This window comes from Erythrobacter sp. SDW2, assembly GCF_021431965.1.
In the GTDB taxonomy this organism is placed as follows: domain Bacteria; phylum Pseudomonadota; class Alphaproteobacteria; order Sphingomonadales; family Sphingomonadaceae; genus Parerythrobacter.
Window position 1 is genome coordinate 14,798 of the sequence record NZ_CP090370.1, and the last position, 22,353, is coordinate 37,150.

Annotated in this window: 25 protein-coding genes; 12 read left to right on the forward strand and 13 right to left on the reverse strand. The window is 65.1% G+C overall.

The window, feature by feature from the left end; translation table 11 throughout:
* Positions 1 to 56: 56 nt before the first annotated feature.
* Positions 57 to 815, reverse strand: coding sequence for an alpha/beta hydrolase (locus LY632_RS00095; protein WP_234091798.1), 759 nt, complete (start codon positions 813 to 815; stop codon positions 57 to 59).
* 125 nt (positions 816 to 940) lie between these two features.
* Here LY632_RS00095 and LY632_RS00100 point away from each other — a divergent pair, with 125 nt between their 5' ends.
* Both LY632_RS00100 and LY632_RS00105 read left to right on the forward strand, forming a co-directional pair.
* Positions 941 to 2,449 carry a YifB family Mg chelatase-like AAA ATPase gene (locus LY632_RS00100; RefSeq protein ID WP_234091799.1) on the forward strand — a complete coding sequence of 503 codons (1,509 nt, stop codon included), beginning with the start codon at positions 941 to 943 and terminating at the stop codon, positions 2,447 to 2,449.
* A 14-nt stretch (positions 2,450 to 2,463) separates the two neighbouring features.
* Positions 2,464 to 3,036, forward strand: coding sequence for a lysozyme inhibitor LprI family protein (locus tag LY632_RS00105; RefSeq protein WP_234091800.1), 573 nt, complete (start codon positions 2,464 to 2,466; stop codon positions 3,034 to 3,036).
* Positions 3,037 to 3,042: 6 nt separating this feature from the next.
* Here the strand turns inward: LY632_RS00105 and LY632_RS00110 are convergent, their stop codons facing one another.
* Positions 3,043 to 3,591: a helix-turn-helix domain-containing protein gene (locus LY632_RS00110; RefSeq protein WP_234091801.1), complete on the reverse strand. Its 549-nt coding sequence runs from the start codon at positions 3,589 to 3,591 to the stop codon at positions 3,043 to 3,045.
* 169 nt (positions 3,592 to 3,760) lie between these two features.
* Between LY632_RS00110 and LY632_RS00115 the strand changes: the two genes are divergently transcribed.
* A complete protein-coding gene (locus LY632_RS00115) occupies positions 3,761 to 4,108 on the forward strand; it encodes a hypothetical protein (RefSeq protein ID WP_234091802.1) in 348 nt (115 codons plus the stop codon).
* An 89-nt stretch (positions 4,109 to 4,197) separates the two neighbouring features.
* Here LY632_RS00115 and LY632_RS00120 read toward each other — a convergent pair whose 3' ends face one another.
* From LY632_RS00120 to galE, 3 genes are all read right to left on the reverse strand, one after another.
* Positions 4,198 to 4,812, reverse strand: coding sequence for an HAD family hydrolase (locus LY632_RS00120; RefSeq protein ID WP_370636546.1), 615 nt, complete (start codon positions 4,810 to 4,812; stop codon positions 4,198 to 4,200).
* A gap of 104 nt (positions 4,813 to 4,916) precedes the next feature.
* Positions 4,917 to 5,042 (reverse strand): type B 50S ribosomal protein L36, encoded by a 126-nt coding sequence (ykgO, locus tag LY632_RS00125; RefSeq protein ID WP_029941846.1) that lies wholly within the window; start codon positions 5,040 to 5,042, stop codon positions 4,917 to 4,919.
* Between the two features lie 111 nt (positions 5,043 to 5,153).
* Complete coding sequence (gene galE / locus LY632_RS00130; RefSeq protein ID WP_234091803.1) at positions 5,154 to 6,158, reverse strand: UDP-glucose 4-epimerase GalE; 1,005 nt, start codon at positions 6,156 to 6,158, stop codon at positions 5,154 to 5,156.
* Between the two features lie 134 nt (positions 6,159 to 6,292).
* Between galE and LY632_RS00135 the strand changes: the two genes are divergently transcribed.
* Positions 6,293 to 6,898: a DUF4136 domain-containing protein gene (locus LY632_RS00135; RefSeq protein WP_234091804.1), complete on the forward strand. Its 606-nt coding sequence runs from the start codon at positions 6,293 to 6,295 to the stop codon at positions 6,896 to 6,898.
* A gap of 17 nt (positions 6,899 to 6,915) precedes the next feature.
* The gene (locus LY632_RS00140; RefSeq protein WP_234091805.1) at positions 6,916 to 8,046 is read left to right on the forward strand and encodes a M14-type cytosolic carboxypeptidase; all 1,131 of its coding nucleotides are present in this window, start codon (positions 6,916 to 6,918) and stop codon (positions 8,044 to 8,046) included.
* Here the strand turns inward: LY632_RS00140 and LY632_RS00145 are convergent.
* Genes LY632_RS00145 through LY632_RS00155 form a run of 3 tightly spaced genes read right to left on the reverse strand, consistent with a single transcriptional unit; the run spans position 8,043 to position 9,647 of the window.
* On the reverse strand, positions 8,043 to 8,459 hold the full coding sequence (locus LY632_RS00145) for a cytidine deaminase (RefSeq protein WP_234091806.1): 417 nt from the start codon (positions 8,457 to 8,459) through the stop codon (positions 8,043 to 8,045). The genes LY632_RS00140 and LY632_RS00145 overlap by 4 nt on opposite strands.
* Positions 8,456 to 9,160, reverse strand: coding sequence for a glycoside hydrolase family 25 protein (locus LY632_RS00150; protein ID WP_234091807.1), 705 nt, complete (start codon positions 9,158 to 9,160; stop codon positions 8,456 to 8,458). The genes LY632_RS00145 and LY632_RS00150 overlap by 4 nt, the downstream gene beginning before the upstream one ends.
* A 4-nt stretch (positions 9,161 to 9,164) precedes the next feature.
* Positions 9,165 to 9,647, reverse strand: a complete 483-nt coding sequence (locus LY632_RS00155; RefSeq protein WP_234091808.1) for a UPF0262 family protein — start codon at positions 9,645 to 9,647, stop codon at positions 9,165 to 9,167.
* Between the two features lie 129 nt (positions 9,648 to 9,776).
* Here LY632_RS00155 and LY632_RS00160 point away from each other — a divergent pair, with 129 nt between their 5' ends.
* Positions 9,777 to 11,294, forward strand: a complete 1,518-nt coding sequence (locus LY632_RS00160) for a replicative DNA helicase (RefSeq protein WP_234091809.1) — start codon at positions 9,777 to 9,779, stop codon at positions 11,292 to 11,294.
* Between the two features lie 77 nt (positions 11,295 to 11,371).
* Here the strand turns inward: LY632_RS00160 and LY632_RS00165 are convergent, their stop codons facing one another.
* On the reverse strand, positions 11,372 to 12,574 hold the full coding sequence (locus tag LY632_RS00165) for a phosphatidylserine/phosphatidylglycerophosphate/cardiolipin synthase family protein (protein WP_234091810.1): 1,203 nt from the start codon (positions 12,572 to 12,574) through the stop codon (positions 11,372 to 11,374).
* Between the two features lie 87 nt (positions 12,575 to 12,661).
* On the opposite strand from LY632_RS00165, the gene rpoZ reads away from it, so the two are divergent.
* Together rpoZ and LY632_RS00175 are read left to right on the forward strand one after the other, a co-directional pair.
* Positions 12,662 to 13,006: a DNA-directed RNA polymerase subunit omega gene (rpoZ, locus tag LY632_RS00170; RefSeq protein ID WP_234091811.1), complete on the forward strand. Its 345-nt coding sequence runs from the start codon at positions 12,662 to 12,664 to the stop codon at positions 13,004 to 13,006.
* A gap of 140 nt (positions 13,007 to 13,146) precedes the next feature.
* Entirely contained in the window at positions 13,147 to 13,878 is a 732-nt protein-coding gene (locus tag LY632_RS00175) for a ParA family protein (RefSeq protein WP_234093264.1), read from the forward strand.
* Here the strand turns inward: LY632_RS00175 and LY632_RS00180 are convergent, their stop codons facing one another.
* The gene (locus LY632_RS00180; protein ID WP_234091812.1) at positions 13,879 to 14,688 is read right to left on the reverse strand and encodes a sterol desaturase family protein; all 810 of its coding nucleotides are present in this window, start codon (positions 14,686 to 14,688) and stop codon (positions 13,879 to 13,881) included.
* Positions 14,689 to 14,786: 98 nt separating this feature from the next.
* On the opposite strand from LY632_RS00180, the gene LY632_RS00185 reads away from it, so the two are divergent.
* On the forward strand, positions 14,787 to 15,854 hold the full coding sequence (locus LY632_RS00185) for a DUF3667 domain-containing protein (RefSeq protein WP_234091813.1): 1,068 nt from the start codon (positions 14,787 to 14,789) through the stop codon (positions 15,852 to 15,854).
* Positions 15,855 to 15,864: 10 nt separating this feature from the next.
* Here LY632_RS00185 and LY632_RS00190 read toward each other — a convergent pair whose 3' ends face one another.
* The 3 genes from LY632_RS00190 to LY632_RS00200 are packed head-to-tail and all read right to left on the reverse strand — an operon-like array spanning position 15,865 to position 19,331.
* Complete coding sequence (locus tag LY632_RS00190) at positions 15,865 to 16,590, reverse strand: 2OG-Fe(II) oxygenase family protein (RefSeq protein WP_234091814.1); 726 nt, start codon at positions 16,588 to 16,590, stop codon at positions 15,865 to 15,867.
* Between the two features lie 57 nt (positions 16,591 to 16,647).
* The gene (gene ftsH / locus LY632_RS00195) at positions 16,648 to 18,606 is read right to left on the reverse strand and encodes an ATP-dependent zinc metalloprotease FtsH (RefSeq protein ID WP_234091815.1); all 1,959 of its coding nucleotides are present in this window, start codon (positions 18,604 to 18,606) and stop codon (positions 16,648 to 16,650) included.
* 56 nt (positions 18,607 to 18,662) lie between these two features.
* Positions 18,663 to 19,331, reverse strand: coding sequence for a TetR/AcrR family transcriptional regulator (locus tag LY632_RS00200; protein WP_234091816.1), 669 nt, complete (start codon positions 19,329 to 19,331; stop codon positions 18,663 to 18,665).
* 119 nt (positions 19,332 to 19,450) lie between these two features.
* On the opposite strand from LY632_RS00200, the gene LY632_RS00205 reads away from it, so the two are divergent.
* From LY632_RS00205 to LY632_RS00215, 3 genes are read left to right on the forward strand one after another with little or no spacing between them, the layout of a single operon-like run.
* Complete coding sequence (locus LY632_RS00205; protein WP_234091817.1) at positions 19,451 to 20,587, forward strand: ABC transporter permease; 1,137 nt, start codon at positions 19,451 to 19,453, stop codon at positions 20,585 to 20,587.
* Positions 20,587 to 21,330: an ABC transporter ATP-binding protein gene (locus tag LY632_RS00210; protein ID WP_234091818.1), complete on the forward strand. Its 744-nt coding sequence runs from the start codon at positions 20,587 to 20,589 to the stop codon at positions 21,328 to 21,330. Before LY632_RS00205 ends, LY632_RS00210 begins: the two co-directional genes overlap by 1 nt.
* Before the next feature lie 12 nt (positions 21,331 to 21,342).
* Positions 21,343 to 22,353 carry an efflux RND transporter periplasmic adaptor subunit gene (locus LY632_RS00215; protein ID WP_234091819.1) on the forward strand — a complete coding sequence of 337 codons (1,011 nt, stop codon included), beginning with the start codon at positions 21,343 to 21,345 and terminating at the stop codon, positions 22,351 to 22,353.

Sequence of the window (22,353 nt, forward strand, 5' to 3'; positions counted from 1 at the left end):
GAAGCACCAACAAAGAGGGCCGCCAGATCATGGCGACCCTGTACAGAAGCGCGCGGTTAGAAGCTTGCCGCCGCCAAGTCAAGATAGCTGATGCGGGGTTCGGCAGTCGGGGCCGCAGTCGTGATGGTGCCCTGCGGTGCCTCGCCCAGCCAGCCGCGCATGTCCTGCGCGGTGAGCCAGAGCGCGCCTTCGTTGGGCACCGAATTGGTCATGGCGTAGAACGCCTTCGCCTGGCTCTCGTCCATGCCCATGTCGCGGTAATAGCGCAGATAAGTGAGGTGTTCGGGCGAATCGGCGGCATAGTCGTCGGCCTCGTGCCCGCTTTCGTCGAGCCAGCTGTGGACCGCGAACTCGGCGCCGTCCTCGATCACGCGGGTCTTGCCGGCGAGGAACAGCTCGACCGCGCCCGAGCGGACCGAACCGTCGGCCGGGACATGCGTTTCCAACCCGGCGGCGCGAATCAGGCGCCCGGTTTCGAGGTTGGCGCGGTCGTCATCGGTGCCGGGGCATTCGAGGAATTCGAGCCGCGCCAGCTTGGGATAGTCGCGCAGCATGGCCCGGAACTGCGCCGGTGTTGCCGGACCCGTCACCCCCACCAGGACCGCGCGTGTCTCGTCGAGCACGCGGAACGGCCCATAGGCGGCGATGGCGGTGGGCGTACGGGCCCGGCGAACGGCGATGGTGCGGTCGGCGCTATCGGGCGGGACCTCGGTCCAGGTCTCGGTGACGGTGACCTGCACGACATACTGCTGCGCGGCAGCGGGCGCTGCGAAAAGGGATGCGACTCCGAAGAGCAAGGCGAGGACTACGCGCATGCTTAGCCTTCTGCGCCCGCGCGCTTACGCATTCGGCAAGGGAGAAGGTTTCCATAAGGTTATCGACTTTATCCGGGTTTCCCGCCAAACCCCTGTGCAGAGGACCACCATAATGGGGGAATTGCGTGGTCGCTCTGGTCCGGACCGTGGCTTACCTGGGGCTCGAAGCCCGCGCTGTCGAAGTGCAATGCTCGATCGCGCCGGGATTGCCCAATTTCAATATCGTCGGGCTGGCCGACAAGGCAGTGGGCGAGAGCAAGGAGCGGGTGCGCGCCTCGCTCAGCTCGATGGGCCTGGCGCTGCCGCCCAAGCGGATCACCATCAACCTCTCGCCCGCCGACCTGCCCAAGGAGGGTTCGCACTACGATCTGCCGGTGGCGCTGGCGCTACTGGGCGCAATGGGGGTGACCGACGCCGAGCAGCTCAGCGACTTCATCGCGGTCGGTGAGCTGGCGCTGGATGGCCGCGTGGTCCCCAGCCCCGGTGTGCTGCTGGCCGCGCTCCATGCCAGCGAGCAGGAATGCGGGCTGATCTGCCCCGCCGCGCAAGGCAGCGAAGCCAAATGGGCGAGCGATGTGCCGGTGGTGGCCGCGCCAAACCTCATTGCCCTGCTCAACCATCTCAAAGGCACCAGCCAGCTTCCTGCGCCGCAGCCGGGCGAGGTCGAGGAGCCCGATCACGGACCGGACCTGAAGCAGGTCAAGGGACAGGAGACTGCCAAACGCGCGCTCGAGATCGCGGCGGCGGGCGGGCACAATCTGCTGATGAACGGGCCGCCGGGGGCGGGCAAATCGCTGCTCGCCTCGTGCCTGCCGGGCATTCTCCCACCGCTCTCGCCCACCGAAGCGTTGGAAGTGAGCATGGTGCAATCGGTCGCCGGGCTGCTGGAGGGCGGGCGGATCAGCCGCCAGCGACCGTTCCGCGCGCCGCACCATTCGGCCAGCATGGCGGCGCTCACCGGCGGCGGGCTCAAGGTCAAACCGGGCGAGGTCAGCCTTGCGCATCTCGGCGTGCTGTTTCTCGACGAGTTGCCGGAATTCCAGCGCGCCGTGCTCGACAGCCTGCGCCAGCCGCTGGAGACCGGCACTGTCGACGTCGCCCGCGCCAATGCCCATGTGACTTTCCCTGCGCGGGTGCAGCTGGTGGCGGCGATGAACCCGTGCCGCTGCGGGCACCTGGGCGATGCGTCGCTGGCGTGCAGCCGCGCGCCCAAATGCGCGATCGATTACCAGACGCGGATCAGCGGGCCGATGCTCGACCGGATCGATCTGCATGTCGAGGTCGACCCGGTCAGCGCGATGGACCTCGCCCTGCCCCCGCCGGCCGAGGGTTCCGCCGAAGTCGCCGCCCGCGTCGCCGCCGCCCGCGCCCGCCAGACCGCACGGTTCGGGGAAACGGGCGCGCGCACCAATGCCGAACTCGACGGCGAGCCGCTGGAACGCTTCGCCACGCCCGACGAGGCGGGCCGCAAGCTCCTCCTCCAGGCCGCCGAAGCCATGCGCCTTAGCGCCCGCGCCTATACGCGCATGCTGCGGGTTGCGCGCACAATTGCGGATCTGTCAGGTGTGGAGCAGGTTGGGCAGATACACGTGGCCGAAGCGCTCAGCTATCGGCGGCAGGCACCGAGTGCTTAGCAAAGGAGGCTGCAATGCCAGATTGGATCCAGCAAGCGATTCTCGCGTTGGCCGCTGGTGTGATTGGATGGTTTGCTCGACGCTGGCTTACTAGGGAGCGGACTAAGGAAGAAATCGAGATCCTGTCAGGCACTGCCAAACTTGTCGAGGCACTGAACGCTTCAGGGCTATCTATGGAAGAGGCGCGATCTATTTCGAGAGACTTGTCAAAATTCGGAAATGTTCCCTCCAAAGCAACGATTGAGGCCGTGAGCATCGGCATAGAGGATGCCATCGAAGAGTACCCCAATTCCGAAACCAGTTTCAGAATTGCTCAAAGTATGGCCAATCGCCTCACCGTTTTGGATGCGGAGCTAGCTAGTGCGATCTTTGAGGTGGAATGCGCGATCCCGAGTCGGTGGCTGGAGATGTTCCGCGAAGCCCAGACCGCTTGGGAGGCTTGGCGAGAAGCCGAGCGGCACTACTCTGGCTTTCAGTATGTGGGAGGGAGCATCATGATCATAGAGGAGCTTTCGACAGCAATCGCGATGACTGAGAGCAGAACAAACGCCCTGCGTGAGTTCCTCGCCGGCTTCCGCACTTCCTAATTTCAATTACTCCGCCGCCACCGCAGCGCCGCCCTCTTCCAACCACGCTTCGCCATTGCTGTGGAGCACACCTTCCTGCCACTCGCGCTTGTCGGCGGGGAGGTCCTTGCGGGCGATCAGGTTGAGGTCCTTGGCGCCGAGCAGGCGGCCGTCGTGGCTCAGGATCGCGACCGGGCCGATCGGCAGGCGGTCACGCTCGTCCACCAGCACCGGATCGGTGGTGACGAAATCCTCGCCATATTTCTGGCCCCACTGGCGGAGCGCCAGCATGGCGGGCAGCAGGTCGAAGCCCTTGGCCGTCAGGCGGTATTCGATCCGGCGGCGATCCTCGGCATGCGGCTCGCGGTCGAGGATGCCGTGCTCGACCAGCTTGCTGAGCCGGTTGGAGAGGATGTTGCGGGCGATGCCCAGCTCGGTCAGGAACTCTTCGAAATGGCGATAGCCGTTGAAGCTGGCGCGCAGGATCATGAAACTCCAGCGTTCGCCCATGACTTCCAGCGCCTCGGGAAGGCCGCAATCCGACAGATCGCGGAGCGGTTCGCGTACTTCACCCATAATCGATCCTCTCTTTGCAACCTATTTAGCGCGACATTGCACAAGGGCAAAACCGAAAGTCAGTTTTGGGTTGCAACTTACAACTTAATACATTAGGTGGTGATTCGCAACTGATCGACCTATCGGTCAATGCACCCCCAACTGCAACCCCCAAAGAAGGACCCTCTCCATGTCTTCTTTTGCCCACACTGCTCGCAATGCCTCGATCGGCACCCTCGCCCTTGTCTACACCGCGCTGACCTTCAGCGTGGCCGCTGTCCCGACCCCGGCCGAAGCAGCCGACACCGCCCCCTACTACCGCGCCGAACTGGCCCAGCCGGTCGAAGCCGGTATCGAGATTGTGCGCGGCACGGCCTGGTCATGCAAGGGGACGGTTTGCGTTGCCAACAAGGGAAATTCGCGCCCGGCCATCATCTGCCAGCGCCTCGCTGACAAGAAGGGCGAGATCGTTTCGTTCAAGATCGAAGGCGAAGCCCTGCCGGCGGAAGACCTGGCCAAGTGCCAGGGCCGCATCTGATCGCCTGACAAAAGGTTACTCCCCCGCTCAATTCACTCCGTCTGAGCGGAACTCCGGAAGGCTCCCGGCACCCCGCCGGGAGCCTCTTTTTATGGCGCGATCAACCCGCGCTCCAGCAGGTCGGCCTCGAGCGCCCCGGCGTGGCTGAAGTGGTGGACGTGCCACCCCAGCGATGCTGCCCCCGCGATGTTGTCGGCATTGTCGTCGATGAACAGCATCGCCTGTGGCTCGAAGCCGAAGCGGCGTGCGGCGAGGCGGAAGATCTGCGGTTCGGGCTTCACCAGCCGCTCGCGCCCGGATACGACGATATCGCGCATGTGGCCCAGCACCGGCTCGGTCGGCAGATATTGCTCCCAGAATTCGGCCCCGAAATTGGTGATGGCGAACAGCGGCACCTCGCGCGCCGCCAGCCGCTCGATCAGCAGGTGGGTGCCCGGAACCCGCCCGGGGATCGAATCGGTGAAATTGGCGGCGTAGTGATCGATGACATGTGCGTAGCGGGGGAACAGCGCCTTGCGTTCGGGGACCATCTCGGCCAGCGGGCGCCCGCCATCATGCTGGAAATGCCATGTCTCGGTGATGACATGGGCATGGACCCAGGCGCGCTCCGCTGGATCGTCGATGCATTTGGCGACCAGATGCCCAAGGTCCCACTGGGCGATCACGCGACCCACATCGAACACCACAGCTTGCACTTCGCTCACAATTCACCTCGTCCAGAAACGGCTCCGGCCCGCTCTCCAGTCTAGGAGAGCGGGCCGAGACAGTATGGCGGGATCGACGTGGCCAATCCCGAACCAGCGATCGATTAGCCCTGGCGCGCCTTGAAGCGGCGGTTGGTCTTGTTGATCACATAGGTGCGGCCGCGACGACGGATCACGCGGCAATCCCGGTGACGGTCCTTCAGCGACTTGAGGCTGTTGCGAATCTTCATGGGTCTGGTCCTGAAAAATAAACAGGCATCGGAGATGGTCTCCGATGCCGGAAATTCAAGCGCGCCCCCTAGGGGGAGAATCGCCGCGCGTCAACCTCGCGCTGATGAGTCTTACCGCAGTTCGGTCAGCTTGCGCTCCCACTGCAATGCGTGGGCGATGATGGTGTCGAGATCGGCGTGCTGCGGCTGCCACGGCAGGGTGGCGCGGATACGCGACGGGTCGGAGATCAGCGAGGCCGGATCGCCCGCCCGGCGCGGAGCCATGACCCGCTCGATCGTGCGGTTGGTCACCCGGTCGACCGCGTCGAGCACTTCCATGACCGAGAACCCCCGGCCATAGCCGCAATTCATCGTCAGCGAACGCGCAGGCTCGGCGATCAGCGCGTCGAGCGCCAGCACATGCGCCGCCGCCAGGTCGCTGACATGGATATAGTCGCGCACCCCGGTGCCGTCGGGCGTGTCGAAATCGGTCCCGAACACGCTCACGCTCTCGCGCTTGCCCAGCGCGGCCTCGACCGCGACCTTGATCAGATGCGTCGCCCCGGCAGTCGATTGCCCGGTGCGGCCCAGCGGATCGGCCCCCGCGACATTGAAATAACGCAGCGCGCAGTGATTGATCGGATGCGCGGCGGAGGTATCGGCCAGCATCTGCTCGGTCATCAGCTTGGACCAGCCATAGGGATTGATCGGGACCTTGGGCGTATCCTCGGTGACAGCGGCGACATCGGGGATGCCATAGGTCGCGGCGGTCGAGCTGAAGATAAAATGCCTGACCCCGGCAACGACCGCCGCCTCGATCAGCGCGCGGCTCTTCACCGTGTTGTTGTGGTAATAGAACAGCGGCTTCTCGACCGATTCCGGCACCACGATCGAGCCGGCGAAATGCATCACCGCACCGATCTGCTGCTCGGCGAAGATGCGGGCGAGCAGCGCCTGATCCTCGATATCGCCTTCATACAGCGGCACGCCATCAGGGATGGCAAAGCGGAAGCCGGTGGTGAGATTGTCGATCACCGCCACCTTGCGCCCGGCATCCTTGAGCGCGAGCACGGCGTGGCTGCCGATATAGCCGGCGCCGCCGGTGACGAGGACGGGAACATCTGCGGGCTTGGTCATGGGCCCTGCCCATAGCAGCGCGCTCCGCCCAAGTGGTTAACGGATTGGCAGCTATCACCATTTTACAGGCCGCCAAGCGCTGGTCGAGCCCGGCCGCAAACGCTACCATCCAGGACGGGAAAAGGAGAAAGACAATGCACCGCTTCGCGCTTGCGCTGGTCGCCTCACTCGCAATGGCCGGTTGCGCGTTGCCGCCGACCGGGCCGGTCCAGGTCACCCGCTTCGTTTCGCAGCCCGCGATCGAACGGCTCGGCAGCGGCACCATCTTCGTCGAAACGGCTCCGGGCGAGAACGGCGACGAAGACGCCCTGCGCACCTACAAGGCGGCGATCGCACGACAACTGGTTGCGCTCGGTTATCGCGAGACGTCGCGCGATCAGGCCGGGCAAGTGGCACAAGTGCGAGTGTCGCGCACAGTGATCGATGCGGCTGCCTCGCGCGGGCCCGTCAGCGTCGGCGTGGGCGGATCGACCGGAACCTATGGTTCGGGCGTCGGCCTCGGCATCGGCCTCAACCTCGGCGGCGGCAAGGCCAGGGAGCAGGTCTCGACCCGGCTGGAGGTCCGCATCAACGATGCGCTGACCGGCCAGAGCCTGTGGGAAGGGCGCGCGCTGTTCGATGTTGCCAGCACCGCGCTCCTCGCCGATAGCGCGCAAAACGCCTCGGTCATGGTCGAGGCATTGTTCCAGGAATTCCCCGGCAATGACGGAGAAACCGTCGAAGTGTCGGTTGCCAAATAGCCCATACGAGTGAGTGAATGACCAACATTACCATCGATACCAATTTCGACAGCGGCAATATCCAGGTGCTGGCCGTCGACGGCGCAACTGCCACGCTGGCCATCAACAAGGATCACATGAGCGAGTTCGCCCAGTGGTTCCATTTCCGCGTCACCGGCGCGGCGGGCCGCGAGCTGGTGCTCAAGATCACCGGGCTCAACGACAGCGCCTATCCGGCGGGTTGGCCCGGCTACAACGCCTGTGTCTCGGAAGACCGCGAATACTGGGCGCGGGCGGCGAGCGAGTTCGACCAGATCGCCGACAACGGCACGCTGACGATCCGCTACACCCCGGTGAGCGATATCGCCTGGTTCGCCTATTTCGCGCCCTATTCGATGGAGCGCCACCACGACCTGATCGCCGAGGCCGCCGCCAGCGAAGGCGTCGGCTACCAGCGGCTCGGCCACTCGCTCGACGGCCAGCCGATCGACTATCTGACCTTCGGCGAAGGCGAGACCACCGTCTGGCTGACCGCCCGTCAGCATCCGGGTGAGACCCAGGCCGAATGGTGGATGGAAGGCATGCTGGAACTGATGACCGACCTGTCGGACTCGGTCGCCCGCCGCCTTCGCGAGCGTTGCACCTTCCACGTCGTGCCCAATTGCAACCCCGACGGCTCGCGCCGCGGGCATTTGCGCACCAACGCCGTGGGCGTGAACCTCAACCGCGAATGGGAAACCCCGACCGCCGAGAAATCGCCCGAAGTGCTGTGCATTCGTGACAGGATGGACATCACCGGGGTCGATTTCGCCATGGACGTGCATGGCGATGAGGCGATCCCGGCAGTGTTCCTCGCGGGATACGAAGGCATCCCCGACCTCAAGCCCGATCACATCGGCGGCTTCAACCGCTACGAGGCGATTCTTGACCGCCGCACGCCCGATTTCCAGACCGAGCTCGGCTATACCAAGTCGGCCCCGGGCAAGGCTAATCTGACCATGTGCACCACCCAGCTGGCGCACCGCTACGGCGCGGTCGCGATGACGCTGGAGATGCCCTACAAGGACCACAAGGCCGCCGCCGAACCGGAGCAGGAATGGTCGCCCGAGCGCTGCAAGCAACTGGGCAAGGACTGCATGGCCGCGCTGCTGGAGTGGCTGGAGGGCTAGTCGAGCGCCGCCGGACCGAATGCGTGCGGCAGCAGTTCGCTCAGCTTTACTCGCCGAACCTCGTCCGCGCCCACGCACAGCACCTCGGGATCGGTCCCACCCAATTGCGCCAGTTCGTTGAGCACCTGCCGGCACCGCCCGCATGGCGTGATCGGCGCACCGCCGCCCTTGTCTCCCGGGCCGACCACCGCGACCGCCACCAACCCCCCGCGCACGCCGCCAGCCATGGCCTTGGCGACCGCGACCGTCTCGGCGCAGAGCGCGAGGCCGTAGCTGGCGTTCTCGATATTGGTTCCCGTCACCACGCTGCCATCGGCAAAGCGCAGCGCCGCGCCGACAGGGTAGTCTGAGTAGGGGGAGTAGGATTGGAGTGCCGCCTCGCGCGCGGCGGCGATCAGGTCATTATCAGTCACGGTCGCACCACCACCCATTCCAGCGGTTCGCTTGCGGCCTCGGTCATCAGGCCCTCGTTGGCGCTCCATAGCATCCATGGCCGCACTGTGTAGCCCGGTTCGAAACGGGTGCGCACCACCCACAACTGGCGCTCGAGCTTGGCGGAGACGCCGTAGGCCGCCTCGAACTCGGGATAGACTTTCAAAATCACCGGCTTGCCGCTGTGGCGTTCGACCTGGTTGATGAAAGTCATCAGCTCGCTTTCGACTGCTGCCTCGCTGACCGGGGTCGGGCAGTTCTCCGCTGTGCCGGCCAGCGCAATCGCGGGCGGCAGCATGTCGGCGCTGCGCGGGACCATGGTGACGAAATTGGCCGACTGGCCATCGGCCTTGAGGCAGGGATCGAAGCGGTGGACCGCCCCGACCTGCAAGCCCGCCTCGCGCGCGCGGGCGAGATTGCGCACGAAGGCCGCGTCCTTGGCCCGCTCGCCGCCGCTGGCATCGAGATAGGCGAAGCTGCCGCCGATTGCTGCAATGGTGCGGAAATTGACCTCGCCATCGGCCGCACCGACCTCGACCCCCTGGTCGGGGTAGGCCGATTCGGCCGGACGCCAGTCGCGCAGGCTCCACCAGAACCAGCCACCCGCGATCACCCCGACCAGCACCAGCGCGCCCAGCACGCGCCATAGCCAACCACGGCGGCCCTGCCCCTTTCGCGCCATGCCGTCAGCCCTTGATGTGGAGCACGCAGATCAGCGTGAACAGGCGGCGGGCGGTGGGAAAATCGGTCTCGACCTTGCCCTCGAGCCGCTCCAGCAGCAGCTCGGCCGCGTGGTTGTGAACGCCCCGGCGGGCCATGTCGATGGTCTCGATCTCGGCCGGGGTGGCCTTGCGGATGGCCTGGTAATAGCTGTCGCAAATGGCGAAATATTCGCGGATCGGGCGGCGAAACCGGGCGAGGCCCAGTACCAGCATTTCCAGCGGCTCGTCGCCATCGGTGCGGATATCGAGCGCCAGTCGCCCGTCCTGCACTGAAAGCTTGAGCCGATAGGGGCCGTGATGTCCGGCCTCGGCAGCGCGGATCGGCTTGAAGGTGTTTTCCTCGATCAGGTCGTAGATCGCGACCCGCCGCTCCTGCTCGACATCGGCATTCCGCCACAGGATCGTGTCCTCGTCGAGTTCGATATGGGAGATGCGGTGCTGGGCCATCGGAAGCCCCGCTTTCGCAGATTTTCGCGAGCCGGGGCAAGCGCCTTGCGCACTCATCCCCACTATCCACAACCGAGCGATGCAAAGTGGCACTTGCGCAACGTCGCGGACCCTGCGCATTCAGCGCGGATGGACGATCAGGACCTCCTCATCCGCACCGCAATCGACACGGCGCAGGAACCGCAAGGGCGCAGCCTGCCGGCCAATGTCGAGGCCGAGGCGGCGTTCCTCGGCGCGGTGCTGATCGACAACCGGGTGGTCGAGGATTTGCCCATCGCCATCCGGCCCGACCATTTCTTCGCTTCGATCCACCAGCGCATCTATGACCGCATCCTGACCCTGCTCGACCGCAGCGCCACCGCGAGCCCGGTGACTTTGAAGCCCTATTTCGACGGCGACGAGGAACTGCGCGAGCTGGGCGGCACGACCTATCTCGCCAAGCTGACCGCAGACGGGCAAGGGCTGCTCGCGGCGCGCGACCTGGCCCAGCAGATCTACGACCTGGCGCTGCTGCGCGAGCTGGTGACCGTGGGCCGCACGCTGGTCGAGGGCGCGCTCGACACGTCCGTGGAAGTCGAGCCGCTGCGCCAGATCGAGATGGCCGAAGGCGCGCTCTACAAGGTGGCCGAAGGCGCGAGCAGCGGCAACGAGGCCAAGGATTTCCGCGACGCGGCGATGACCGCGATCCGCATGGTCGAGAAGGCGATGAATTCCGGCGGCGGCCTGTCGGGCAAGACCACCGGGCTCGATGTGATCGACAAGAAGACCGCTGGCCTGCACGATTCCGACCTCATCATCCTCGCCGGGCGGCCCGGCATGGGCAAGACCTCGCTCGCCACCAACATCGCCTTCAACTGCGCCGAGGAGCACCTCAAGTGGCAGCGCGACGGGGGCGAGTTCAACTATGGCGCGCCGGTCGCTTTCTTCAGCCTGGAAATGAGCGCCGACCAGCTGGCCACCCGTATCCTGGCCGAACAAGCGGAGATATCGTCCGAATCCTTGCGCAGCGGCAAGATGAGCCGCGACGAGTTCCAACAGCTCGCCATGGCGAGCCAGCGGCTGGCCGAACTGCCGCTCTATATCGACGACACCCCGGCATTGACCATCGCCGGCTTGCGCGCCCGTGCGCGGCGGCTGAAGCGGCGACACGGGATCGGGCTGATCGTGGTCGACTATTTGCAGCTGTTGCAGGGTTCGGGCCGCGCCAACGACAACCGCGTCAACGAAATCTCCGAAATCAGCCGCGGGCTCAAGACGCTCGCCAAGGAACTCGAGGTTCCGGTGATCGCGCTGTCGCAGCTCAGCCGCGCGGTCGAACAGCGCGAGGACAAGCGCCCGATGCTTTCGGACCTGCGCGAATCGGGCTCGATCGAGCAGGACGCCGACATGGTGTGGTTCATCTTCCGCTCGGACTATTACCATATGCTGGTCAAGCCCGACACGCCCGACGGCAGCTCGCCGCCCGATGTCGAGGAGAAGTACCGGACCTGGGAAGAGAAGTATGAACAGCTGGTGGGCAAGGCGACGCTGATCATCGCCAAGCAGCGGCACGGCTCGACCGGCAATGTCCCGCTCCATTTCCAGAGCGACATCACCAAGTTCACCTCGCCCAACTACAAGGACTATTCGGAGTGGGGGATCGAGTAGGGGTTCGCTACACGGCCCGCCGGACCCGAACCCAAGCCCGAACGGATATTGTGCGATTCGATTATGCGATGCGGCTGCTACAGCCCCGCATTGAGCCGGCGCGCTACGGTATAATCGATCACCGAAACCAGCATCCACCCCAGCAGCCATTGCAGCCCGCCCAGCAGGCCGCGGCGGCGGTTGTGGATTTTCGGTGTGATCTCCAGCGAATCCTCGACCATGGTATCGACCATGCAGCGGACCTTGTCCGCCAGCTCGGCGCTTTCGACCCGGACCATCAGTTCCATGTTGATGCGGATCGAGCGATGGTCGAAATTGGCACTGCCGAAATAGGTCACGTCGTCGATCACGATCAGCTTCATGTGCAGCTTGCAGGGCTGGAATTCATAGACCTCCGCCTGCGCCCGCATCAATGCGCCATAGGTGGCGCGGGCGGCGGCGATGGTCGCCCCGTTGTCGGACTTGCCCGCCATCACCAGCCGCGCCTTGCCCCGCCTGGCCAGCTTGCGCAGCAGCCGCCGGTAGCTGCGCGGGGGCGAGAAATAGGCCATCACCATGTCGAGCCGGCTGCCTTCGACAAGGTCCCGCTTCACCGCCCGGTTCCAGCTGCTGGGAATGCGCGTCGGGCCGCCCACGAGGAACTGCACCGGACCATCGCCCGGGTCCCAGTCGCGCACCATGTTGCGGATGGCGCGGTACTGCTGGTCGCGGTTCTCGGTCCAGTCCGACAGCGCGCCGAACCAGCGGCAGAGATCCTTGACCACCGGCCCCTTGACCACCACGCCCAGGTCCGCCCAGCCGTTTTCCTCGGGCGGCTGGAAATAATGTTCGGAGATATTGAACCCGCCCAGCACCGCCAGCTCGCGATCGACGATGGTCATCTTCTGGTGGTTGCGGATCAGGTAGCGCACGTTCCAGCGCGGGTTGAAAACGGCGAAGCGCCCGCCCGCCTCGACCAGCGGCCGGAAGAACTCCTCCTTTGCATCGGTGCCGAAGCAATCGACCAGCAGGTGGACCCGGACCCCGCGGTTCTGCGCCTTGACCAGCGCCTCGAGCACGATCCGTCCGGCCGGATCGTCCTGGAACATGTAGTAGAACATGTCGAGCGAGCGCCTCGCGCGCTCGATCATCGCCAGCAGGGCGTCGAAGCGGTGGACCCCGTCCGGCAGGAACTCGAACTCGTGGTCGTGGGCGGAAATCGCGAAGGGGACCGGATAGTCATGTGCGCATGGCTCGGCGACGGCATCCACTATCCTTGCTCCTTCCCTACGATCGGTCATTGCTCCAACGCGCAATTCCTTGACTCGTGCCCGTCACATCCCTAACTGCCGCACTTTCCCAGAAACACAAGTTTTCGGAGTGCCCCCATGGCGCGCGTTACTGTCGAAGATTGCGTCGACAAGGTTCCCAACCGTTTCGATCTCGTCCTGCTCGCGGCCGAGCGTGCCCGTGAAATCTCGGGCGGCGCGGAGCTGACCATCGATCGCGACCGCGACAAAAACCCTGTCGTGGCGCTGCGCGAAATCGCGGAAGAGACCATCCGTCCCGCCGATCTGAAGGAGGCGGTCATCACCAATCTGCAGAAGATCCTGCCGGACGACGATGACGAGTTCGACGAAGTCGGCTCGCTCAGCCAGTCGGCCGAAGCGCTGCGGATCACCGCCTCGGCGCCGACCCGCTCGAACTCGCTCGGCAGCGATTTCGCCGACTGATCGGGCGATCGGAACCACAAGAGGAGCCGTCCCGCTTCGGGGCGGCTTTTTTTGTGCCATGACGCGGGGGCAGGCGTGACGCATAAGTGTCACGCTTGGCATCTAGGTGTCGCGTGGAAACAGGGAGAGCATCGAACGCCATGGCAGTGGTGGCAGTGTACAGCGTCAAGGGCGGGGTCGGGAAAACGACCATGGCCGCGAACCTCGCATGGTGCGCCGCGGCAATCTCCAAGCGCGAGACCCTGCTATGGGATCTCGACGCATCGGGCGGGGCCGGTTTCCTGCTGGGGGTCGATGCCAGGAAGAAGCGCAGCGCCGACAGCATTTTCAGTCTCGAAACCGATCCGGCCAAGCTGATCCGCAAGACCGGGGTCCCGCGGCTCGACCTGCTGCCGGCCGATGAATCCATCCGCGCGCTTGATGCGCAGTTGCTCGGTATCGGCAAGAAGAAGCGGGTGGCCAAGCTGACGGCGGCGCTTTCCAAGCGCTATGACCGGATCATTTTCGACTGCCCACCGGTGCTCAACGAACTGAGCGCACAGGTGGTGCGCGCGGCAGACCTGGTGATCGTGCCGATCCCACCCTCGCCGCTGTCGGCCCGCGCGTTCGAGATGGTGGTCGAGGAAGTGCAGTCGCACGGTGCGGGCCATCCGCCGATCCTGCCGGTGCTGTCCATGCTCGACATGCGCCGGAGCCTGCACAAGGCGGCGCGCGAAGCGAATGCGAAATGGCCCGCAATCCCGCAATCCTCGGCCATCGAGCAATGCGCCGTGCGGCAGATGCCGGTGGGTGCCTTCGCCCCTGCCAGCCCGGGCGCGCAAGCGTTCAAGAAACTGTGGACTGCGATCGAGCGCAAGCTCGCCGCCAAATAGCTAATCCTGCGCGCCCGGCAGGAACGGCATCCGCAAGCTGAAACCAAGCCTGCGCGGCTGGTCGTCCTGCCAGCGATCGAGGCCGATGGTCAGCCCTTCCTGCCCGGCCTGCGGCTCGGAGACATAAGTCCCCAGCAAGCGATCCCACCAAGGCAAAAGCGTGCCGTAATTGCTGTTGGTCTCCGGCACACGGGCGGAGTGGTGGATGCGGTGCATATCGGGCGTGACAAGAAGGAGGCGCACCGGTCTTTCCACGGCAGGTGGCAGCCGCGTGTTGGAATGGTTGAACAGCGTCGCAGCGGTGAACAACACTTCGAACAGGAACACCGCCAGCACCGGCGCGCCGAGCGCGATCACCACGGCCATCTTGTACAGCATCGACAGCACGATCTCGAACGGGTGGAACCGCGCGGCAGTCGTGACATCGAAATCGCGATCGGCATGGTGGACACGGTGCATCCGCCACAGGAGGGGCACGCGGTGGGTCGCCCAGTGCTGCACCCACAGCGCGAGATCGAGCGCAAGCACGGTCAGCGCCACCGCAAGCCATGGCGGGACGCTCATGGCGTGGAACAGCCCCCATCCACGCTCTGCGGCGAGCACCGCCGCGCCCAGCATCGCGCCGGGCACCAGCAGCCGCACTGCCAGCGTATCGATCGCAAACAGCACGAGGTTCGTCACCCAGCGCTGCGGCTTGGGCTGGCTCAGCTGGCGGAAGGGCACAGCCAGCTCGATCCCTGCAAAGAGCAGGAACACCGCCGCAATGATGGCGAAGGACACCAGGGGTGCATCGAGGCCGAACAGCTCCATGGTTGCTACGTCGTCCTGCCATCCGTCTATTGCAAGCCTTGCCGCGTTGCGCCTGCCCTGCGCGCCACTATACTGGCAGGCGCAGGCAGGGAGGCCCCATGAGCGAGATAGGTGAAGCGCTGGGCACAGCGGGCGAAGGCGGGCTGCTTGCGCGTTCCGCGGGCGTCCAGCGCGGCGCGGTTGTGCCCCGCGACGGCGAGCCCGGCGGCGAGTGCCTCAATTGCGGCACCGCGTTGACAGGCCATTTCTGTCATGAATGCGGCCAGAAGGCGCATATCCATCGAAGCATCTCGGGCATAATGCACGACCTGGTCCACGGCGTGCTGCATCTCGACGGCAAGCTGTGGGAGACGTTGCCCAAGCTGGTGTTCAAGCCGGGCAGGCTGACCCGCGAATATATCGAAGGCAAACGCGCCCGCCACGTCAGCCCGATGGCGATGTTCCTGTTCTCGGTCTTCATGATGTTCGCGGTGTTCCAGGCGCTGGGCATCACCACGCCGACAGACATCAACACCGACGGCAATCTCAAGGCCATCGCAGCCAAGGGTGGAGCGCAACTGGATGCCGCGCAAGCGAAGCAGGAAGCCGAACTTGGCGCGATGGCTCCAGACGCCCCGGAACGCGCTGAGGCGGAGAAAGAGCTGGCTGACATAGCCGAAGCTCGCGCAGCCTTGGGCAAGGCCGACAAACTCGACGTCGGGGATAGCTTCAATACCAACTTCAACCTCACCGGCATCAAGTCGCTCGACGAAGGGCTGGTAAAGAAGTGGCAAGAGCACCCCGAACTGATGCTCTACAAGCTGCAGAACAACAGCTACAAATTCAGCTGGCTGCTGATCCCGCTGTCGATCCCCTTCGTGTGGCTGCTGTTCCTGTGGCGGCGGCAGTACAAGGCCTATGACCACGCGATCTTCGTGACCTATTCGCTCAGCTTCATGTCGCTGCTGTTCATCACCCTGTCGGTGCTGGGGGTGGCGTTCGGGCTGCAGTTCTGGGCTTTCGCCGCGCTGGCGATCATTCCGCCGATCCATCTCTACAAGCAGTTGCGGGGCACCTATGGCCTGTCGCGCTTTTCAGCGTTCTGGAGGCTGATGGCGCTAAGCCTGTTCATCTGGATCATCGTGATCCTGTTCCTGCAGGCGCTGTTGCTGCTGGGCGCGTTCTAGGCGGTCGGGTTCAGGGCGTTCCCTGCCGTAGCCAGCCGGTCAGCGCATAGCGCCGATAGGGCGCGATCCGGGTCACTTCGGTGACGCTGTGGAGGCGGGGGACCCTGAACAGGTTGAGCCGATTGAAGGCCGGCGGCAGCGCCAGCACGCGGTTGGCCGCCTCGTCATGGAACGCCAGCATCCCGCCCCATTCGACCGCCCATTTGGGCGTCAGGCCCAGCACATAGGCTGCCAGCCGCCCCTTGCCGTCGACGTCATCGGTATGACCGGTGAGGAAATCGCCCGGCGAATAGGCGGTCGCCTGCAAGTCGGCGAAGTCGATCTGCGGCAGGCTCATCACTTCGCGCAGGAAATCGCGCGGTTCGCCGTGGGACCACCAGCGGGCGAAGGCGGCGAGGGGATCGCTGCTTGCAGCGCGCCCGGCATCATCGTCCGGTACCCGCAGGGTCTCGTAGCGGAACTGGAACTGCGTCCGGGCCGAGCCGTAGACGGCGTTGTCGAGCTCGGCCTTCTGCTGCGGGCTCATCGCCGCGCGGGTCGGGCGGTCGAGCTCGACCAGCGAGTTGCCCGAGGCGATCGACTGCTTCCAGTCCTCGCGGCTGCGCAGCAGGCTGTGCAGCCAGTCGGCGGTTTCGGGGGTCAGGATATCCGGGATCGACAGGACGCCGAAGCGCGCGAATTCGGCTTTCAGCGCCGCAATGTCATGTCGAGGGTTGAGGCCGAAAGCGGGGGTCATTGCCGCTCCGTCTAGCGGTTGCAGCGGGCGGAGCAAGGGCCCCGCCCGCCGTCGACATTATGCGCCTTGCGGAGCCGCGCCGCCGCCGAATTTCTTGCCGGCCTTGGGTACGGTCGCGCCTGCAACCGGCGCAGCGATGGTCGGGCCACGCGGCTGGTCGGGCCGATCGAGCTTGCCGTCCTTGAGCAGCTGGTTGATTTCCTCGCCGGTCAGCGTTTCGTATTCGAGCAGCGCCTGAGCGAGCAGGTGGAGCTTGTCCTCCTGGCTGGTCAGCACTTCGGTCGCGCGCTTCAGACCCCCCTCGACCAGATTCTTGATCTCGGCATCGATCAGCTTGTTGGTATCGGCCCCGGCCATGGTCCGCTGGGTCGCGCCCATGCCGAGATAGCCCTCTTGGCTCGCCTCGTACTGCAGCGGCCCGAGCTTGTCCGACATGCCCCATTTGGTGACCATGTTGCGGGCCAGGTCGGTCGCATACTGGATATCGCCCGATGCCCCGCTCGACACCTTGTCGTGGCCGAAGATGATCTCTTCCGCCACGCGCCCGCCCATCGCCACTGCGAGGTTCGCGTGCATCTTGTCGCGGTGGTACGAGTAATTGTCCCGCTCCGGCAGGCGCATTACCATACCCAGCGCGCGGCCGCGCGGAATGATCGTCGCCTTGTGGATCGGATCCGATGCCGGCTCATTGATCGAAACCAATGCATGGCCGGCCTCGTGATAGGCGGTCATCTTCTTCTCTTCCTCGGTCATGACCATGCTGCGGCGTTCGGCGCCCATCATGACCTTGTCCTTGGCGTCCTCGAATTCCTGCATCGCCACCAGCCGCTTGTTGCGGCGCGCGGCCAGCAGCGCGGCTTCGTTGACGAGGTTGGCGAGGTCCGCGCCAGAGAAGCCCGGCGTGCCGCGCGCAATGGTGCGCGGGTTGACGTCGGGTGCCAGCGGGACCTTCTTCATGTGCACGCCAAGGATCTTCTCGCGTCCGTCGATATCGGGCACCGGCACCACCACCTGGCGGTCGAACCGGCCCGGGCGCAGCAGGGCCGGGTCGAGCACATCGGGCCGGTTGGTGGCGGCGATGATGATGATGCCTTCGTTGGCCTCGAAGCCGTCCATCTCGACCAGCAGCTGGTTGAGCGTCTGCTCGCGTTCGTCGTTGGAATTGCCGAGGCCGTGGCCGCGCGAGCGGCCGACCGCGTCGATTTCGTCGATGAAGACGATGCAGGGCGCGTTCTTCTTCGCCTGTTCGAACATGTCGCGCACCCGGCTGGCGCCCACGCCGACGAACATTTCGACGAAATCCGAGCCGGAGATAGTGAAGAACGGGACGCCTGCCTCACCCGCGATGGCGCGGGCGAGCAAGGTCTTTCCGGTGCCGGGCGAGCCGACCAGCAGCGCGCCCTTCGGGATTTGGCCGCCGAGCTTGGAGAAGCGCTGCGGATCGCGCAGGAACTCGACGATTTCCTCCAGTTCCTCGCGCGCTTCGTCGATGCCCGCGACATCGGCAAAGGTGACCTTGCCCTGCTTTTCGGTCAGCAGCTTGGCCTTGGACTTGCCGAAGCCCATCGCTCCGCCGGCTCCACCACCCTTTTGCACCTGGCGCAGGGCAAAGAAAGCGATGCCGAGGATGAGCAGGAACGGCAGCGACTGGATCAGGATGACGAGCAGAATATTCGTCTGTTCGGGCTGCTGCCCGGCGTACTCGACGCCATTATCGTCGAGCAGCTTGGTCAGGCTTTCATCACCCTCTACCCGCACGGCCGTGAACGGCTTGCCGTCGGTGAAAGTGCCGGTGATCTCGTCAGGCGCAATCTGGACCGACTTGACCTCGCCTTCAGCCACCTTGCCCCGGAAATCCGAATAGCTGATCTGGCTGCCAGGGGTCGCGGCCGTTCCGCCGAACATCGACACCACCAGCAGCAGGGCGAGGAAAATCCCGCCCCACATCATCAGGCTCTTGATCCAGGGGTTGGGTCCGCCCTGTCCGGGTTCCTGCGGGCTGTTCTGGTCGCTCATCGTGCAAAGTGTCCTTTCGCAATGTCCAATGTAAGCGCGCGCAGGTGAATGGCAAGCTAACCCATCGTCCGGGGTGCATCGGAAATTCGATCAGACTTATTGCCATCTTTCCGTGCAGCATATGCGGCGCAGAACACCTCGACCGCGCTTTCAATCCGCTGCCGGTCTCGCTCCGGGTCGCCCGGCAGGCCGAACCGGCGGTCGAGATCGCCCATCCCCTTGCACATGGAGGCGAATTGTTCGGCCGCCAGCATGTGGTCGTCGATCTCCACTTCGCCTGCATCCTGCATGGCCCTGAGGAGCATGGCAAATCCCGCCTTCATCCGGTGCGGGCCCGCGGCGAGGAAGGTCTCGCCCACCACCGGCTCGTGCTCGGTCTCGGCGGCGATTCGCCGTTCGAACTGGATCATCTCGGGCCGCGACAAGAATGCGACCATGGTTTCGCCAATCGCCGTCAGGCGTTCGCGCAGGCTGCCGGGCGCGATACCTTCGAGGCTGAAGGCGCCGCGCATCTGGTCGCACTGGCGTTCGACCGACGCCGTGAACAGGCCGCGCTTGTCCTTGAAATGATTGTAGATCGTGACCTTGGAGACCCCGGCGTCCAGCGCGACCTGTTCGATCGAGGTCGCGGCAAACCCGGAATCGAAGAAGCTGCGCACCGCCGCATCGAGAATGGCCTCGCGCTTCGCCTCGTCGACAGGACGGCCGATTCGGGGTTCGGCCATACCGGATTCAGGCGGTGTTGACAAAGTGAACGACTCCGTTCAATTAAACGCGACCGTTCAATAATGGCGGGTGCCACTCGAATCGGCAACCCCCGCCGGCCGCAAAGGTTCCCCCGCCGATGCTCTGGATTGCCATCCGCATGCTGACCGGCGACCGCCAGAAGTTCTACGGGTTGGTGTTCGGGATCGCCTTTTCCACCCTGCTCATCACCCAGCAGCTGACGATCTTCGTCAACCTGATCGAGCGCGGGGCGAGCGGGACCTACAATGTCGGCGAGGCCGAGGTGTGGGTAATGGACCCGGTCAGCCGCACCACTGAAGTCGCCTATCCCATGCCCACCACCGCGCTCGACAAGGTCCGCGGCGTCCCCGGGGTCGACTGGGCCGTGCCGCATCTGCGCGCCGCCGCCTCGGTCCGGACCAAGGACGGCGACCTGGAGGGCGTGGCGATCATCGGGGTCGACGACGCCACGCTGATCGGCCTGCCCAAGCGGATGAAGGAAGGCAGCATCGATGTGCTGTCACAGCCCGACAGCGTGATCATCGACGATGTCGGCACGATCAACATGTTCGGTGCCGATGTCGATCCCGTCGGCGAGCGGCTTGAGCTCAATGACCAGCGGGCGGTGATCCGCGGCATCGCCGATTCGATCCCCAGCTTCACCAGCCAGGTCACGCTCTATACCAAATACAGCCAGGCGCTGCGCTATGTCCCCGGCACGCGTAACCGGCTCAGCTTCGTGCTGGCCGGCGTCTCCGAGGGCCAGACCGCTGCCGAGGTTGCCGACCGGATCGAGCGCGAGACCGGGCTCAAGGCCGAAACCCGCGACGAATTCGCCCGCGCCGGGGTCGATTTCATCATCCAGAACACTGGCATCCCGACCAATTTCGGCATCACCGTGGTGCTTGGTTTCGTCGTCGGCGTGGCCATCGTCGGGCTGACCTTCAGCCTGTTCATCCGCGACAACATCAAGCAGTTCGGGGCGCTCAAAGCGATCGGCGTGACCAATGCCCGCATCCTGCGGATGGTGGCGACCCAGGCCGGACTGGTCGGCTTCATCGGCTATGGCCTGGGCGTGCTGGGCACGGTCGGCTTCATGTGGGCCTTCAGCGGCAATCCTTTCTTCAAGGGCTTTTATATCCCCTGGCAGATCCCGCTGATCAGCCTCGCCGCCGTGGTGGTGATCCTCGCCATCACGGGCACCCTCGCCCTGCGCAGCGTGTTCAAGACCGAACCCGCGTCGGTATTCAGATAATGGCGACCCTCATGGACACCACTGCCATCGGCGGCTGCAATCCCGAAGCGGCGATCTGCACCCGCGGGGTGACGCGCGACTTCAAGGCGGGCCAACAGACCATCACCGTTCTGCACGGGATCGATGCCGATATCCGCGCCGGCGAGATGACCTTCGTCGTCGGCGAGAGCGGATCGGGCAAGACCACGCTGATCTCGATCATGTGCGGGATCCTCTATCCCACGCTGGGCGAGGTGAAGGTGTTCGGGACCGACATCTATTCGCTGACCGATACCGAGCTGGTCAAGTTCCGCCTGCAGAACATCGGCTTCATCTTCCAGCAGTACAACCTCATCCCCTCGATAGACGCCGCCTCCAATGCGGCCGTGCCGCTGATCGCGCAGGGCATGGACCGGCACGAAGCGCGCGAGAAGGCCCGCGTCATGCTCGAGCGGCTGAACATCGGCAACCAAGCCGACAAGCTGCCCAACCAGCTTTCAGGCGGCCAGCAGCAGCGCGTCGCCATCGCCCGCGCGCTGGTCCACGAACCGCGGCTGGTGGTCTGCGACGAGCCGACCGCCGCGCTCGATGCCAGTTCGGGCCGGCGGGTGATGGACCTGCTGCGCGAGGTGGCGGTCGCGCCGGACCGCGCTTGCATCATCGTGACCCACGACAACCGCATCTTCGACCTCGCCGACCGGATCATCCAGCTGGAAGACGGACGCATTACCCACGACGGCACCGAAATGCCGAGCGGCCACTAGGAACCTCTCGAAATGGCTTTCAACCTTCGCAATTTCAGCTTCTCGCGCATGGGCCTGCCGATCCTCGCAGTGATCGGACTGGCCATCGCCGCCTTCTTCATCGCCGGTCGCCTGCCCGACCGTGAGCTTGACGAGCCCGAACGCGAGCCGCCTCGGGCGACCGGGGAGCTGGCCGATGCCAACCGTGTCGCCGGGGCGGGTGTGGTCGAGCCGTCGAGCGAGGTGGTGCAGATCGGCACGGCGCTGTCGGGGCTGGTGATGCAGCTCAATGTCCGTCCGGGGGACTATGTCGAGCAGGGCCAGCCGCTGTTCACGGTCGACACTCGCAGCCTGCGGGCGCAGCTGGCGCAGGCCAATGCTGCCATCGGCGAGGCCCGCGCCGCCATTGCCGAAGCGCAAAGCGCGCTGTCTACCGCCAGCCAGCAGCTCGCGCTTTATCGCAGCGTCGACGATCCCGCCGCCGTCAGCCGCGCCGAAGTGATCCGCGCGGAGGGCGAAGCCAATGCCGCCCGCACAAGGCTGGGGCTGGCCCGCGCCCGGCTCGAAGCCGCCCAGGCCAGCGCTTCGCTCGCCAGCACCGAGATCGGCCGGGCCACCGTACGCGCGCCGATGGCGGGGGAAATCCTGAGCGTGAATATCCGCCCCGGCGAGTATCTCTCGACCATGGGCGGCGGCAGTGCGGCCTTTATCGAGATGGGTCAGACCCGCCCGCTCAACATCCGCATCGATATCGACGAGGACCAGGCCCCGCGCCTTGCCATGGGCGAAGAAGCCATCGTTTCCCCGCGCGGAGCCGCCGACCGGCAGGTGCGGGCGAAATTCGTCCGCGCCGAACCGCTGGTGATCCCCAAGCGCTCGCTCACCAACAGCGCGCAGGAGCGGGTCGATGTCCGCGTGCTGCAGGTGATTTACGAACTGCCCGCGCCGAAGGAAGGCGAAGACCCGCTGTTCCGGGTCGGCCAGCAGGTCGATGCCTTCATTCCGGCGCGCAAAACAGGTGCCAAGCCGGCGGAAGCCAAGTGA

What these genes read in the sequence shown, in the direction of transcription:
- LY632_RS00135 (WP_234091804.1), top strand. Translation starts at nt 6,293, where the DNA reads ATGCACCGCTTCGCGCTTGCGCTGGTCGCCTCACTCGCAATGGCCGGT.
- rpoZ (WP_234091811.1), top strand. Translation starts at nt 12,662, where the DNA reads ATGGCGCGCGTTACTGTCGAAGATTGCGTCGACAAGGTTCCCAACCGT.
- LY632_RS00115 (WP_234091802.1), top strand. Translation starts at nt 3,761, where the DNA reads ATGTCTTCTTTTGCCCACACTGCTCGCAATGCCTCGATCGGCACCCTC.
- LY632_RS00185 (WP_234091813.1), top strand. Translation starts at nt 14,787, where the DNA reads ATGAGCGAGATAGGTGAAGCGCTGGGCACAGCGGGCGAAGGCGGGCTG.
- LY632_RS00150 (WP_234091807.1), bottom strand. Translation starts at nt 9,160, where the DNA reads ATGGCGCGAAAGGGGCAGGGCCGCCGTGGTTGGCTATGGCGCGTGCTG.
- LY632_RS00140 (WP_234091805.1), top strand. Translation starts at nt 6,916, where the DNA reads ATGACCAACATTACCATCGATACCAATTTCGACAGCGGCAATATCCAG.
- LY632_RS00160 (WP_234091809.1), top strand. Translation starts at nt 9,777, where the DNA reads ATGGACGATCAGGACCTCCTCATCCGCACCGCAATCGACACGGCGCAG.
- LY632_RS00215 (WP_234091819.1), top strand. Translation starts at nt 21,343, where the DNA reads ATGGCTTTCAACCTTCGCAATTTCAGCTTCTCGCGCATGGGCCTGCCG.
- galE (WP_234091803.1), bottom strand. Translation starts at nt 6,158, where the DNA reads ATGACCAAGCCCGCAGATGTTCCCGTCCTCGTCACCGGCGGCGCCGGC.
- LY632_RS00155 (WP_234091808.1), bottom strand. Translation starts at nt 9,647, where the DNA reads ATGGCCCAGCACCGCATCTCCCATATCGAACTCGACGAGGACACGATC.
- LY632_RS00190 (WP_234091814.1), bottom strand. Translation starts at nt 16,590, where the DNA reads ATGACCCCCGCTTTCGGCCTCAACCCTCGACATGACATTGCGGCGCTG.
- LY632_RS00095 (WP_234091798.1), bottom strand. Translation starts at nt 815, where the DNA reads ATGCGCGTAGTCCTCGCCTTGCTCTTCGGAGTCGCATCCCTTTTCGCA.
- ftsH (WP_234091815.1), bottom strand. Translation starts at nt 18,606, where the DNA reads ATGAGCGACCAGAACAGCCCGCAGGAACCCGGACAGGGCGGACCCAAC.
- LY632_RS00205 (WP_234091817.1), top strand. Translation starts at nt 19,451, where the DNA reads ATGCTCTGGATTGCCATCCGCATGCTGACCGGCGACCGCCAGAAGTTC.
- LY632_RS00200 (WP_234091816.1), bottom strand. Translation starts at nt 19,331, where the DNA reads ATGGCCGAACCCCGAATCGGCCGTCCTGTCGACGAGGCGAAGCGCGAG.
- LY632_RS00210 (WP_234091818.1), top strand. Translation starts at nt 20,587, where the DNA reads ATGGCGACCCTCATGGACACCACTGCCATCGGCGGCTGCAATCCCGAA.
- ykgO (WP_029941846.1), bottom strand. Translation starts at nt 5,042, where the DNA reads ATGAAGATTCGCAACAGCCTCAAGTCGCTGAAGGACCGTCACCGGGAT.
- LY632_RS00110 (WP_234091801.1), bottom strand. Translation starts at nt 3,591, where the DNA reads ATGGGTGAAGTACGCGAACCGCTCCGCGATCTGTCGGATTGCGGCCTT.
- LY632_RS00175 (WP_234093264.1), top strand. Translation starts at nt 13,147, where the DNA reads ATGGCAGTGGTGGCAGTGTACAGCGTCAAGGGCGGGGTCGGGAAAACG.
- LY632_RS00165 (WP_234091810.1), bottom strand. Translation starts at nt 12,574, where the DNA reads ATGACCGATCGTAGGGAAGGAGCAAGGATAGTGGATGCCGTCGCCGAG.
- LY632_RS00180 (WP_234091812.1), bottom strand. Translation starts at nt 14,688, where the DNA reads ATGGAGCTGTTCGGCCTCGATGCACCCCTGGTGTCCTTCGCCATCATT.
- LY632_RS00105 (WP_234091800.1), top strand. Translation starts at nt 2,464, where the DNA reads ATGCCAGATTGGATCCAGCAAGCGATTCTCGCGTTGGCCGCTGGTGTG.